Raw genomic sequence first — 13,293 nt, 5'->3', positions numbered from 1 at the left:
CGTTAGTGTTCTCTGGTATCAAATGGTCCGGGCGGGACGGGATCGTCACCACCAGGGTGTAAAGGGTGGCATTTTAATACGCGTTTCACCGTCAACCAACTGCCTTTTATCACTCCAAACCTGCGCAATGCCTCAATTCCGTAGCTTGAACAGGTTGGAGTGAAACGACAATGCGGCCCGAGTAGCGGACTAATCAGGCGTTGATAGACCCGAATGAGGGCTATCAGGACCCGCGAGCCAGGCGACAGTGGCGGCGCCATAATTTTTCCAACGCTTCCGAGAGAGCACGGTTATCGAGGTCGGCAACCCCTTTTTTCGCCACCACCACGAAATCCATAGCCGGGAGTTCATGTTGGCGCAGACGGAAGCTTTCACGCGTCAGACGTTTAATCCGATTGCGTTCATGGGCGCGTCGAACGTTTTTCTTGGCGACTGTAAGACCGATACGGGGATGCCCCAGCGAATTCAGGCGGCCGAGAATGGTAATTTGCGGCGTGCCAGCCCGTTGTGGCTGCTGGAAGACGAATGTGAATTGACTGGGAGTTAACAAGCGTAACTCCCTGGGAAATGCGAGCTTAACCACTCAGGGGTTAGCTTTATTACTTAGAAACGGTCAGACGAGCGCGGCCTTTAGCACGACGACGTGCCAGAACCTGACGACCATTTTTAGTAGCCATACGAGCACGGAAGCCGTGAGAACGGTTGCGCTTCAGTACAGACGGTTGAAAAGTGCGTTTCATGGCGATTTCTACCTAAACTTGAATAAATTCAATGGCTTTATTGGATATCCGCCGAAAAATGAAACGATGGACACCGAAGCCATGGGTGATTAAAGAGGCCGGATTGTAATAATTGTACACTCCGGAGTCAATTCTCTTTCCTTATTTACCGCGCTTTTCCGCACCTTTTCGCAGGGAAAACGTACGGCCTCACACCAGTGAAAACCAGCATGGCGCGCCGGGTGGAGGATTATACGGGCTGACGGGTAAAGCGCAAGGATCGTCCTGGATCTTTATTAGATCGATTAAGCCAATTTTTGTCTATGGTCATTAAATTTTCCAATATGCGGCGTAAATCGTGCCCACGACGCGGCAGGATCGTTTACACTTAGCGAGTTCTGGATCATCCTGTGGATAAATCGGGAAAATCTGTGAGAAACAGAAGATCTCTTGCGCAGTTTAGGCTATGATCCGCGGTCCCGATCGTTTAGCAGGATCTTGATCGGGCATATAACCGCAGACAGCGGTTCGTGCGTCACCCTCAAGCAGGGTCTTTTCGACGTACGTCAACAATCATGAATGTTTCAGCCTTAGTCATTATCGACTTTTGTTCGAGTGGAGTCCGCCGTGTCACTTTCGCTTTGGCAGCAGTGTCTTGCCCGATTGCAGGATGAGTTACCAGCCACAGAATTCAGTATGTGGATACGCCCATTGCAGGCGGAACTGAGCGATAACACGCTGGCCCTGTACGCGCCAAACCGTTTTGTCCTCGATTGGGTACGGGACAAGTACCTTAATAATATCAATGGACTGCTAACCAGTTTCTGCGGAGCGGATGCCCCACAGCTGCGTTTTGAAGTGGGCACAAAGCCCGTAACACAAACACTGAAAGCTGCAGCCAGCAATACAGTTGCACCTGCTCAGGCAGCTCAGGTGCAGCCGCAACGTGTTGCGCCTTCTGCGCGTTCCGGTTGGGATAACGTCCCGGCTCCGGCAGAACCGACCTATCGTTCTAACGTAAACGTCAAACACACGTTTGATAACTTCGTTGAAGGTAAATCTAACCAACTGGCGCGCGCGGCGGCTCGTCAGGTGGCTGATAACCCTGGCGGTGCCTATAACCCGTTGTTCCTTTATGGCGGCACGGGTCTGGGTAAAACTCACCTGCTGCATGCGGTGGGTAACGGCATTATGGCGCGTAAGCCGAATGCCAAAGTGGTTTATATGCACTCCGAGCGCTTTGTTCAGGACATGGTTAAAGCCCTGCAAAACAACGCGATCGAAGAGTTTAAACGCTACTACCGTTCCGTAGATGCACTGCTGATCGACGATATTCAGTTTTTTGCTAATAAAGAACGATCTCAGGAAGAGTTTTTCCACACCTTTAACGCCCTGTTGGAAGGTAACCAGCAGATCATTCTCACCTCGGATCGCTATCCGAAAGAGATCAACGGCGTTGAGGATCGTCTGAAATCCCGCTTCGGTTGGGGACTGACTGTGGCGATCGAACCGCCAGAGTTAGAAACCCGCGTGGCGATCCTGATGAAAAAGGCCGACGAAAACGACATTCGTTTGCCGGGCGAAGTGGCGTTCTTTATCGCCAAGCGTCTACGCTCTAACGTACGTGAGCTGGAAGGGGCGTTGAACCGCGTCATTGCTAACGCCAACTTTACCGGACGGGCGATCACCATCGACTTCGTGCGTGAGGCGCTGCGCGACTTGCTGGCATTGCAGGAAAAACTGGTCACCATCGACAATATTCAGAAGACGGTGGCAGAGTACTACAAGATCAAAGTTGCGGATCTCCTTTCCAAGCGTCGATCCCGCTCGGTGGCGCGTCCGCGCCAGATGGCGATGGCGCTGGCGAAAGAGTTGACTAACCACAGTCTGCCGGAGATTGGCGATGCGTTTGGTGGTCGTGACCACACAACGGTGCTTCATGCTTGCCGGAAGATCGAGCAGTTGCGTGAAGAGAGCCACGATATCAAAGAAGATTTTTCAAATTTAATCAGAACATTGTCATCGTAAACCTATGAAATTTACCGTAGAACGTGAGCATTTATTAAAACCGCTACAACAGGTGAGCGGTCCGTTAGGTGGTCGTCCTACGCTACCGATTCTCGGTAATCTGCTGTTACAGGTTGCTGACGGTACGTTGTCGCTGACCGGTACCGATCTCGAGATGGAAATGGTGGCACGTGTTGCGCTGGTTCAGCCGCACGAACCAGGGGCGACGACCGTTCCGGCGCGCAAATTCTTTGATATCTGCCGTGGTCTGCCTGAAGGCGCGGAAATTGCCGTGCAACTGGAAGGTGAGCGGATGCTGGTGCGTTCCGGGCGTAGCCGTTTTTCGCTTTCCACCCTGCCAGCAGCAGATTTCCCGAACCTCGATGACTGGCAGAGCGAAGTCGAATTTACCCTGCCGCAGGCGACGATGAAGCGTCTGATTGAAGCGACTCAGTTTTCGATGGCGCATCAGGATGTTCGCTATTACTTAAACGGTATGCTGTTCGAAACTGAAGGTGAAGAACTGCGTACCGTGGCGACCGACGGTCACCGTCTGGCGGTCTGTTCAATGCCAATTGGTCAGTCTTTGCCAAGCCATTCGGTGATCGTGCCGCGTAAAGGCGTGATTGAACTGATGCGTATGCTCGACGGCGGCGACAATCCGCTGCGCGTGCAGATTGGCAGCAACAACATTCGCGCCCACGTTGGCGACTTTATCTTCACCTCCAAACTGGTGGATGGTCGCTTCCCGGATTACCGCCGTGTTCTGCCGAAGAATCCGGACAAACATCTGGAAGCAGGCTGCGATCTGCTCAAGCAGGCGTTTGCCCGTGCAGCGATCCTCTCCAACGAGAAATTCCGCGGCGTGCGTCTGTATGTCAGCGAAAATCAGCTGAAAATCACCGCCAATAACCCGGAACAGGAAGAAGCGGAAGAGATCCTCGACGTTACCTATAGCGGTGCGGAGATGGAAATTGGCTTCAACGTCAGCTATGTGCTGGATGTTCTGAACGCGCTGAAATGCGAAAACGTGCGCATGATGCTGACCGATTCGGTTTCCAGTGTGCAGATTGAAGATGCCGCATCACAGTCGGCTGCCTATGTTGTCATGCCAATGAGACTGTAATGTCCCTCACCCGCTTGTTGATCCGCGATTTCCGCAACATTGAAACCGCGGATCTCGCTTTATCTCCCGGCTTTAACTTTCTGGTAGGTGCCAACGGCAGTGGCAAAACCAGCGTGCTGGAAGCCATCTATACGCTCGGCCACGGTCGGGCGTTTCGCAGTTTGCAGATTGGCCGTGTTATTCGCCACGAGCAGGAGGCGTTTATTCTCCATGGGCGTTTACAGGGCGAAGAGCGCGAGACGGCGATTGGCCTAACCAAAGATAAACAGGGCGACAGCAAAGTCCGCATCGACGGTACTGACGGGCATAAGGTCGCCGAGCTGGCGCACCTGATGCCGATGCAACTGATAACGCCAGAAGGGTTTACTTTACTCAACGGCGGCCCCAAATACAGAAGAGCTTTCCTCGACTGGGGATGCTTTCACAACGAACCCGGATTTTTCACCGCCTGGAGCAATCTCAAGCGATTACTCAAGCAGCGCAATGCGGCACTGCGCCAGGTGACTCGTTATGAACAGCTACGCCCGTGGGACAAAGAACTGATCCCGCTGGCAGAACAAATCAGTACCTGGCGCGCGGAGTACAGCGCCGGTATCGCCGCTGATATGGCCGATACCTGTAAGCAATTTCTCCCGGAGTTTACTCTGACTTTCTCTTTTCAGCGCGGCTGGGAGAAAGAGACAGAATATGCTGAGGTGCTGGAACGTAATTTTGAACGCGATCGCCAGTTAACCTACACCGCGCACGGTCCGCATAAAGCGGACTTACGCATTCGCGCCGACGGTGCGCCGGTGGAAGATACCTTATCGCGTGGGCAGCTTAAGCTGTTGATGTGCGCCTTACGTCTGGCGCAAGGAGAGTTCCTCACCCGTGAAAGCGGGCGGCGGTGTCTCTACCTGATAGATGATTTTGCCTCTGAGCTTGATGATGAGCGTCGCGGACTGCTTGCCAGCCGCTTAAAAGCGACGCAATCACAGGTCTTTGTCAGCGCGATCAGTGCTGAACACGTAATAGACATGTCGGACGAAAATTCGAAGATGTTTACCGTGGAAAAGGGTAAAATAACGGATTAACCCAAGAATAAATGAGCGAGAAACGTTGATGTCGAATTCTTATGACTCCTCCAGTATCAAAGTCCTCAAAGGGCTGGATGCGGTGCGTAAGCGCCCGGGTATGTATATCGGCGACACGGATGACGGCACCGGTCTGCACCACATGGTATTCGAGGTGGTAGATAACGCTATCGACGAAGCGCTCGCGGGTCACTGTAAAGAAATTATCGTCACCATTCACGCCGATAACTCTGTCTCTGTACAGGATGACGGGCGCGGCATTCCGACCGGTATTCACCCGGAAGAGGGCGTATCGGCGGCGGAAGTGATCATGACCGTCCTGCACGCAGGCGGTAAATTTGACGATAACTCCTATAAAGTGTCCGGCGGTCTGCACGGCGTTGGTGTTTCGGTAGTAAACGCCCTGTCGCAAAAACTGGAGCTGGTTATCCAGCGCGAGGGTAAAATTCACCGTCAGATCTACGAACACGGTGTACCGCAGGCTCCGCTGGCGGTTACCGGCGAGACTGAAAAAACCGGCACCATGGTGCGTTTCTGGCCAAGCCTCGAAACCTTCACCAATGTGACCGAATTCGAATATGACATTCTGGCGAAACGCCTGCGTGAGTTGTCGTTCCTCAACTCTGGCGTTTCCATTCGTCTGCGCGACAAGCGCGACGGCAAAGAAGACCACTTCCACTATGAAGGCGGTATCAAGGCGTTCGTTGAATATCTGAACAAAAACAAAACGCCGATCCACCCGAATATCTTCTACTTCTCCACCGAAAAAGACGGTATCGGCGTTGAAGTTGCATTGCAGTGGAATGATGGCTTCCAGGAAAACATCTACTGCTTTACCAACAACATTCCGCAGCGTGATGGCGGTACTCACCTGGCAGGCTTCCGTGCGGCGATGACCCGTACTCTGAACGCCTACATGGATAAAGAAGGCTACAGCAAAAAAGCCAAAGTCAGCGCCACCGGTGACGATGCGCGTGAAGGCCTGATTGCCGTCGTTTCCGTAAAAGTGCCGGACCCGAAATTCTCCTCTCAGACCAAAGACAAACTGGTTTCTTCTGAGGTGAAATCGGCGGTTGAACAGCAGATGAACGAACTGCTGGCAGAATACCTGCTGGAAAACCCAACCGACGCGAAAATCGTAGTCGGCAAAATTATCGATGCTGCTCGTGCCCGTGAAGCTGCGCGTCGCGCTCGTGAAATGACCCGTCGTAAAGGTGCGCTGGATTTAGCGGGCCTGCCGGGTAAACTGGCGGACTGTCAGGAACGCGACCCGGCGCTCTCTGAACTGTACCTTGTGGAAGGGGACTCCGCGGGCGGCTCTGCGAAGCAGGGGCGTAACCGCAAGAACCAGGCGATTCTGCCGCTGAAGGGTAAAATCCTCAACGTCGAGAAAGCGCGCTTCGATAAGATGCTCTCTTCCCAGGAAGTGGCGACGCTGATCACCGCGCTTGGTTGTGGTATCGGTCGTGACGAGTACAACCCGGACAAACTGCGTTACCACAGCATCATCATCATGACCGATGCGGACGTCGACGGCTCGCACATTCGTACGCTGCTGTTGACCTTCTTCTATCGTCAGATGCCGGAAATCGTTGAACGCGGTCACGTCTACATCGCTCAGCCGCCGCTGTACAAAGTGAAGAAAGGCAAGCAGGAACAGTACATTAAAGACGACGAAGCGATGGATCAATACCAGATCTCTATCGCGCTGGATGGTGCAACGCTGCATACCAACGCCAGTGCACCGGCATTGGCTGGCGAAGCGTTAGAGAAACTGGTGTCTGAGTACAACGCGACGCAGAAAATGATCAACCGCATGGAGCGTCGTTATCCGAAAGCAATGCTGAAAGAGCTTATCTATCAGCCGACGCTGACGGAAGCCGACCTCTCTGATGAGCAGACCGTTACCCGTTGGGTGAACGCGTTGGTCAGCGAACTGAACGACAAAGAACAGCACGGCAGCCAGTGGAAGTTTGATGTCCACACCAATGCTGATCAAAACCTGTTTGAACCGATTGTTCGCGTGCGTACCCACGGTGTGGATACTGACTATCCGCTGGATCACGAGTTTATCACCGGCGGCGAATATCGTCGTATCTGCACGCTGGGCGAGAAATTGCGTGGTCTGCTGGAAGAAGATGCGTTTATCGAACGTGGTGAGCGTCGTCAGCCGGTAGCCAGCTTCGAGCAGGCGCTGGACTGGCTGGTGAAAGAGTCCCGTCGCGGCCTCTCCATCCAGCGTTATAAAGGTCTGGGCGAGATGAACCCGGAACAGCTGTGGGAAACCACCATGGACCCGGAAAGCCGTCGTATGCTGCGCGTTACCGTTAAAGATGCGATTGCTGCCGATCAGTTGTTCACCACGCTGATGGGCGACGCCGTTGAACCGCGCCGTGCGTTTATCGAAGAGAATGCCCTGAAAGCGGCGAATATCGATATTTAATGGCGTTAACAATGCGAGCGTGCATGATGCGCTACGCTTATCAGGCCTACGAGACTCCTGCAATATTTTGAATTTGCATGATTTTGTAGGCCGGATCAGACGTTAACGCCGCATTCGGCAAGAAGCTATAAGAAAAGGGCGGAGATCATCTCCGCCCTTTTTATTTCTGCAATCCGTAATTATCATTCCGCAGATCTATACTTTTTGAGTCAACACGTAACGCTTTACAGGTGATTATCATGGGGCTTTTTGATGATGTTGTCGGCGCCTTTCTGAAAGGCGATGCGGGGAAATATCAGGCTATTTTGAGTTGGGTTGAGGAACAGGGCGGCATTCAGGTGCTGTTGGAAAAACTGCAAAGTGGCGGCTTAGGTGCCATTCTCTCAACCTGGTTGAGTAATCAACAGGGCAATCAGCCGGTGAGTGGCGAGCAACTGGAGTCGGCGCTCGGCACAAATGCGGTGTCCGATCTCGGGCAAAAACTGGGTGTAGATACCAGTACGGCTTCCAGCTTGCTGGCAGAGCAACTGCCAAAGATTATTGATGCTCTCTCACCGCAGGGTGAAGTGTCACCACAAGCCAATAACGATCTGCTTTCCGCAGGCATGGAACTGCTGAAAGGGAAACTCTTCCGCTAAGCAAATGGGGAGCACGCAACGCGCGTTGCATCCCCCTTTTCCCCAGGGTGTTGTACTGATTTTTGAGCGGAATCGCGTTAGCATGGGTCAGGAACCAATCTACCTGGGGAACTCATGGCTATCAAACTCATTGCTATCGATATGGATGGCACCCTTCTGCTGCCCGATCACACCATTTCACCCGCTGTTAAAAACGCGATTGCCGCAGCTCGCGCCCGTGGCGTGAATGTCGTGCTAACGACGGGTCGCCCTTATGCAGGTGTTCACAACTACCTGAAAGAGCTGCATATGGAACAGCCGGGCGATTACTGCATTACTTATAACGGCGCGCTGGTACAGAAGGCCGCCGATGGTAGCACCGTGGCGCAAACCGCTCTGAGCTATGAAGACTACCGTTTCCTGGAAAAACTCTCTCGCGAAGTCGGTTCTCATTTCCACGCCCTGGACCGCACCACGCTGTACACCGCCAACCGTGATATCAGCTACTACACGGTGCATGAATCTTTCGTTGCCACTATTCCGCTGGTGTTCTGCGAAGCGGAGAAAATGGACCCCAATACTCAGTTCCTGAAAGTGATGATGATTGATGAACCCGCCATCCTCGACCAGGCCATTGCGCGTATTCCGCAGGAAGTGAAAGAAAAATACACTGTGCTGAAAAGTGCGCCGTACTTCCTCGAAATCCTCGATAAACGCGTTAACAAAGGTACGGGTGTGAAATCACTGGCCGACGTGTTAGGCATTAAGCCGGAAGAAGTCATGGCGATTGGCGATCAGGAAAACGACATCGCAATGATTGAATATGCAGGTGTTGGTGTGGCAATGGATAACGCTATTCCTTCGGTGAAAGAAGTGGCGAACTTTGTCACCAAATCCAACCTGGAAGATGGCGTGGCGTTTGCTATTGAGAAGTATGTGCTGAATTAATCAGTGGGCGGGCAAACTACATAAATGCGTTTGCCCGCAGCGATTAACAATTTCTGGTCGTGCATAAAATCAGGAACTGGAGTGGTGACGTTACTATATCCAGCGTAAGAGTGACTGGTAGCAGCGCATTAGCGAGGCCGCGCGGAACGCCATCAGTTGCTTTGTACTTATAAAATCCCACCGTAAAGGGTTGATGGAAAACCATCACGTTTGAGTAATCCGCTTTTTTATTTTTCTGGTGGATAGAGCCTTTCAGGCCGTCAAGTGCCCAGGTACAACGCTGGGTATTACAAATAAAACCATATTGTGTCGCCAGTGCTTTATCTTCCTCATTATCCCAGTCGTAATAGAGCATTATTGAACCAGAAAAATTAGTATCACTGCTGCTTAAAATAAATTTCGCGTTATCGGAAACGGTGATTCTTTCGCCATGAATTGCCGGATCGTTCAGCATTTTAACCACCTCGCCGCCGCCCGTGGTCAACAGATAGTCCAACGATTCACCAACAAAAACATAGCCTTTCGTACCGTTACTATCCTCTGCCAGCGATAACCCCTTAATCGAGTCTGACCGCCATTGCTCGGCATGTGGAGGACTTGCGGTATTGAAAAGCAGTCCTGCGGTTAGACATCCGGTCAACGCAAATGCCAAAGAACACAAACCGGCACCCTTAAAAAATCCCTTAAAATTCAACTTCATGACTAATCCTTTAAACGAGTAGCTAAGCCGTTGAAAGCATACTCTTCTTTCCCTCCTGTTTAGCGCCTGATATCCCTTTTCAGATTTCTGCCCGACGCATGTCATTTTTTATGCATTGTTCTTTTTGTGATCTAAATTGTAGTACAACAATATAACTTTGTACTACATTACGCATACGGCAAACGCGAACGTCATCACGCTGGTACTACAAAATTGCCGCGTTATGCATCGATCGGGGTAAAGTAGAGAAGTACATACAGAGCACAAGGACTCTCCATGACTCTCAATAAAACCGATCGCATAGTCATTACGCTGGGTAAACAGATCGTTCACGGCAAATACGTGCCAGGCTCGCCGCTTCCGGCCGAAGCGGAACTTTGTGAGGAGTTTGCAACCTCGCGCAACATCATCCGTGAGGTTTTTCGTTCGCTGATGGCGAAGCGGCTGATTGAAATGAAACGTTATCGCGGGGCGTTTGTGGCACCGCGTAATCAGTGGAATTACCTCGATACTGACGTGCTGCAATGGGTGCTGGAAAACGACTACGACCCACGGCTTATCAGTGCAATGAGCGAAGTGCGAAATCTGGTGGAACCGGCGATTGCCCGTTGGGCGGCAGAGCGCGCGACTTCCAGCGATCTGGCGCAGATTGAATCAGCGCTGAACGAGATGATCGCCAACAATCAGGACCGCGAAGCGTTTAACGAAGCGGATATTCGCTATCACGAGGCGGTACTGCAATCAGTGCATAACCCGGTGTTACAGCAACTTAGCATTGCGATTAGTTCATTACAGCGGGCGGTTTTTGAACGAACCTGGATGGGCGATGAGGCCAACATGCCGCAAACGCTCCAGGAACATAAGGCGCTGTTTGATGCGATACGGCATCAGGACGGCGATGCGGCAGAGCAGGCGGCGCTTACCATGATCGCCAGCTCGACACGAAGGTTAAAGGAAATCACATGACAGCTCGCTACATCGCAATTGACTGGGGATCGACCAACCTGCGCGCCTGGCTTTATCAGGGCGACAACTGCCTGGACAGCAGGCAATCAGAAGCAGGCGTTACGCGTCTGAACGGAAAATCTCCGGCTGCGGTGTTAGCAGAAGTGACGACCGACTGGCGTGAAGAGAATACGCCAGTGGTGATGGCAGGAATGGTTGGCAGCAATGTCGGCTGGAAAGTTGCGCCGTATTTATCTGTTCCTGCCCGTTTTTCGTCTATTGGCGAACAATTAACGTCTGTTGGCGACAATATCTGGATTATTCCCGGATTATGCGTTTCTCATGATGATAACCACAATGTGATGCGCGGCGAAGAAACACAATTGATCGGTGCGCGTGCTCTGGCTCCTTCCTCTCTTTATGTCATGCCCGGTACGCATTGCAAATGGGTGCAGGCCGATAGCCAGCAAATCAACGATTTTCGCACCGTGATGACCGGTGAATTACATCATTTACTGTTAAATCACTCATTGATTGGCGCAGGTTTACCGCCGCAGGAAAACTCTGCCGATGCCTTCGCGGCTGGCCTTGAGCGTGGTCTCAATGCGCCCGCCATATTGCCGCAGCTTTTTGAAGTTCGTGCCTCGCATGTGCTGGGAACACTTCCCCGTGAACAGGTCAGCGAATTTCTCTCTGGATTGTTGATTGGCGCAGAGGTCGCCAGTATGCGCGACTACGTGGCCCATCAACACGCCATCACCCTTGTCGCCGGAACATCGCTGACTGCACGCTACCAGCAAGCCTTTCAGTCGATGGGTTGCGAGGTGACGGCGGTGGCGGGCGACACGGCATTTCAGGCTGGTATAAGGAGCATCGCTCATGCAGTGGCAAACTAAACTCCCGCTGATCGCCATTTTGCGCGGTATTACGCCCGACGAGGCGCTGGCGCATGTTGGCGCGGTGATTGACGCTGGGTTCGACGCGGTTGAAATCCCTCTGAATTCCCCACAATGGGAACAAAGCATTCCCGCCATCGTTGATGCGTATGGCGACAAGGCGTTGATTGGCGCAGGTACGGTACTGAAACCTGAACAGGTCGATGCGCTCGCCAGGATGGGCTGCCAGCTCATCGTTACGCCCAATATCCATAGTGAAGTGATCCGCCGCGCGGTGGGCTATGGCATGACCGTTTGCCCCGGCTGCGCGACGGCGACAGAAGCCTTTACCGCGATCGACGCGGGCGCGCAGGCGCTGAAAATATTCCCGTCATCGGCTTTTGGGCCGCAATACATCAAAGCGTTAAAAGCGGTATTACCGCAGGACATCCCGGTCTTTGCCGTAGGCGGTGTGACGCCAGAAAACCTGGCGCAGTGGATAGACGCAGGTTGTGCAGGGGCGGGCTTAGGCAGCGATCTCTATCGCGCCGGGCAATCAGTAGAACGCACCGTGCAGCAGGCAGCAGCATTTGTTAAGGCGTATCGAGAGGCAGTGCAATGAAAATCACCAACATTACTACGTATCGTTTACCTCCCCGCTGGATGTTCCTGAAAATTGAAACTGATGAAGGCGTGGTCGGTTGGGGCGAGCCCGTGATCGAAGGCCGCGCCCGCACGGTGGAAGCGGCAGTTCACGAGCTGGGTGACTATTTGATTGGTCAGGATCCATCGCGCATCAATGACTTATGGCAAGTGATGTATCGCGCCGGATTTTATCGTGGCGGTCCGATTCTGATGAGCGCCATCGCCGGGATCGACCAGGCGTTATGGGATATCAAAGGTAAAGTGCTGAATGCGCCGGTCTGGCAATTGATGGGTGGCCTGGTTCGCGACAAAATTAAAGCCTACAGTTGGGTCGGTGGCGATCGTCCGGCGGATGTTATCGACGGCATTAAAACGCTACGCGAAATCGGCTTCGATACCTTCAAACTGAACGGTTGTGAAGAACTGGGATTGATTGATAACTCCCGCGCGGTAGATGCGGCGGTCAACACCGTGGCACAAATTCGTGAAGCTTTTGGCAATCAGATTGAGTTTGGTCTTGATTTCCACGGTCGCGTCAGCGCGCCGATGGCGAAAGTGCTGATTAAAGAACTGGAATCGTATCGCCCTCTGTTTATTGAAGAACCGGTGCTGGCGGAACAAGCCGAATACTACCCGAAACTGGCGGCACAAACGCATATTCCACTGGCGGCGGGTGAGCGCATGTTCTCACGCTTCGATTTTAAACGCGTGCTGGAAGCTGGCGGTATTTCGATTCTGCAACCGGATCTCTCCCACGCAGGCGGTATTACCGAATGCTACAAAATTGCCGGAATGGCGGAAGCCTATGACGTGACCCTTGCGCCGCACTGTCCGCTCGGCCCGATTGCACTGGCGGCTTGCCTGCATATCGACTTTGTTTCCTATAACGCGGTACTTCAGGAACAAAGTATGGGCATTCACTACAACAAAGGCGCGGAGTTACTCGACTTTGTGAAAAATAAAGAAGACTTCAGCATGGTCGGCGGCTTCTTTAAACCATTAACGAAACCGGGCTTAGGCGTGGAAATCGACGAAGCCAAAGTTATTGAGTTCAGTAAAAATGCCCCGGACTGGCGTAATCCGCTCTGGCGTCATGAAGATAACAGCGTAGCAGAGTGGTAATTCCTGCCACGTAAGCCCCTCATCGGGCACTAAAACAGCAATACAAAAATATAACCCTCTGTACATTACAGGG

General features: G+C 52.5%; 15 protein-coding genes. 10 read left to right on the top strand and 5 right to left on the bottom strand.

Translation table 11 applies throughout. The annotated features are described in order from the left end of the window. Positions 1–2 precede the first annotated feature (2 nt). From yidD to AACU19_RS20420, 4 genes are all read right to left on the bottom strand, one after another. On the bottom strand, positions 3–260 hold the full coding sequence (gene yidD, locus AACU19_RS20435) for a membrane protein insertion efficiency factor YidD (RefSeq protein WP_001307474.1): 258 nt from the start codon (positions 258–260) through the stop codon (positions 3–5). Then, positions 224–583, bottom strand: coding sequence for a ribonuclease P protein component (gene rnpA, locus AACU19_RS20430; RefSeq protein ID WP_000239730.1), 360 nt, complete (start codon positions 581–583; stop codon positions 224–226). Before rnpA ends, yidD begins: the two co-directional genes overlap by 37 nt. Positions 584–599: 16 nt before the next feature. Next, positions 600–740 (bottom strand): 50S ribosomal protein L34, encoded by a 141-nt coding sequence (rpmH, locus tag AACU19_RS20425; RefSeq protein WP_000831330.1) that lies wholly within the window; start codon positions 738–740, stop codon positions 600–602. 229 nt (positions 741–969) lie between these two features. Further along, on the bottom strand, positions 970–1,050 hold the full coding sequence (locus AACU19_RS20420; protein WP_122134670.1) for a hypothetical protein: 81 nt from the start codon (positions 1,048–1,050) through the stop codon (positions 970–972). 296 nt (positions 1,051–1,346) lie between these two features. Between AACU19_RS20420 and dnaA the strand changes: the two genes are divergently transcribed. From dnaA to yidA, 6 genes are all read left to right on the top strand, one after another. Then, a complete protein-coding gene (dnaA, locus tag AACU19_RS20415; protein ID WP_105278455.1) occupies positions 1,347–2,747 on the top strand; it encodes a chromosomal replication initiator protein DnaA in 1,401 nt (466 codons plus the stop codon). Between the two features lie 4 nt (positions 2,748–2,751). Continuing rightward, entirely contained in the window at positions 2,752–3,852 is a 1,101-nt protein-coding gene (gene dnaN, locus AACU19_RS20410) for a DNA polymerase III subunit beta (protein ID WP_000673464.1), read from the top strand. Further along, positions 3,852–4,925 (top strand): DNA replication/repair protein RecF, encoded by a 1,074-nt coding sequence (gene recF / locus AACU19_RS20405; protein ID WP_000060098.1) that lies wholly within the window; start codon positions 3,852–3,854, stop codon positions 4,923–4,925. Before dnaN ends, recF begins: the two co-directional genes overlap by 1 nt. A 28-nt stretch (positions 4,926–4,953) precedes the next feature. Then, positions 4,954–7,368, top strand: a complete 2,415-nt coding sequence (gene gyrB / locus AACU19_RS20400) for a DNA topoisomerase (ATP-hydrolyzing) subunit B (protein WP_001353554.1) — start codon at positions 4,954–4,956, stop codon at positions 7,366–7,368. 239 nt (positions 7,369–7,607) lie between these two features. Next, a complete protein-coding gene (locus AACU19_RS20395) occupies positions 7,608–8,006 on the top strand; it encodes a YidB family protein (RefSeq protein WP_001318139.1) in 399 nt (132 codons plus the stop codon). A gap of 114 nt (positions 8,007–8,120) precedes the next feature. Beyond that, positions 8,121–8,933: a sugar-phosphatase gene (yidA, locus tag AACU19_RS20390; protein ID WP_000985560.1), complete on the top strand. Its 813-nt coding sequence runs from the start codon at positions 8,121–8,123 to the stop codon at positions 8,931–8,933. Between the two features lie 43 nt (positions 8,934–8,976). Here the strand turns inward: yidA and AACU19_RS20385 are convergent, their stop codons facing one another. Further along, entirely contained in the window at positions 8,977–9,633 is a 657-nt protein-coding gene (locus AACU19_RS20385) for a YidX family protein (protein WP_105278470.1), read from the bottom strand. A gap of 276 nt (positions 9,634–9,909) precedes the next feature. On the opposite strand from AACU19_RS20385, the gene dgoR reads away from it, so the two are divergent. The 4 genes from dgoR to dgoD are packed head-to-tail and all read left to right on the top strand — an operon-like array spanning position 9,910 to position 13,220. Then, a complete protein-coding gene (dgoR, locus tag AACU19_RS20380; RefSeq protein WP_000174305.1) occupies positions 9,910–10,599 on the top strand; it encodes a D-galactonate utilization transcriptional regulator DgoR in 690 nt (229 codons plus the stop codon). Further along, positions 10,596–11,474, top strand: a complete 879-nt coding sequence (dgoK, locus tag AACU19_RS20375) for a 2-dehydro-3-deoxygalactonokinase (protein WP_105278454.1) — start codon at positions 10,596–10,598, stop codon at positions 11,472–11,474. The genes dgoR and dgoK overlap by 4 nt, the downstream gene beginning before the upstream one ends. Beyond that, positions 11,458–12,075: a 2-dehydro-3-deoxy-6-phosphogalactonate aldolase gene (gene dgoA / locus AACU19_RS20370; RefSeq protein WP_039020318.1), complete on the top strand. Its 618-nt coding sequence runs from the start codon at positions 11,458–11,460 to the stop codon at positions 12,073–12,075. The genes dgoK and dgoA overlap by 17 nt, the downstream gene beginning before the upstream one ends. Beyond that, positions 12,072–13,220, top strand: a complete 1,149-nt coding sequence (gene dgoD / locus AACU19_RS20365) for a galactonate dehydratase (RefSeq protein ID WP_105278453.1) — start codon at positions 12,072–12,074, stop codon at positions 13,218–13,220. The genes dgoA and dgoD overlap by 4 nt, the downstream gene beginning before the upstream one ends. Positions 13,221–13,293 lie beyond the last annotated feature (73 nt).

The organism is Escherichia sp. MOD1-EC4550, from assembly GCF_963876935.1.
GTDB lineage: Bacteria > Pseudomonadota > Gammaproteobacteria > Enterobacterales > Enterobacteriaceae > Escherichia > Escherichia coli_F.
Note: the sequence above shows the minus strand (reverse complement) of the source record. Positions and strands in the feature narration are given on the sequence as shown.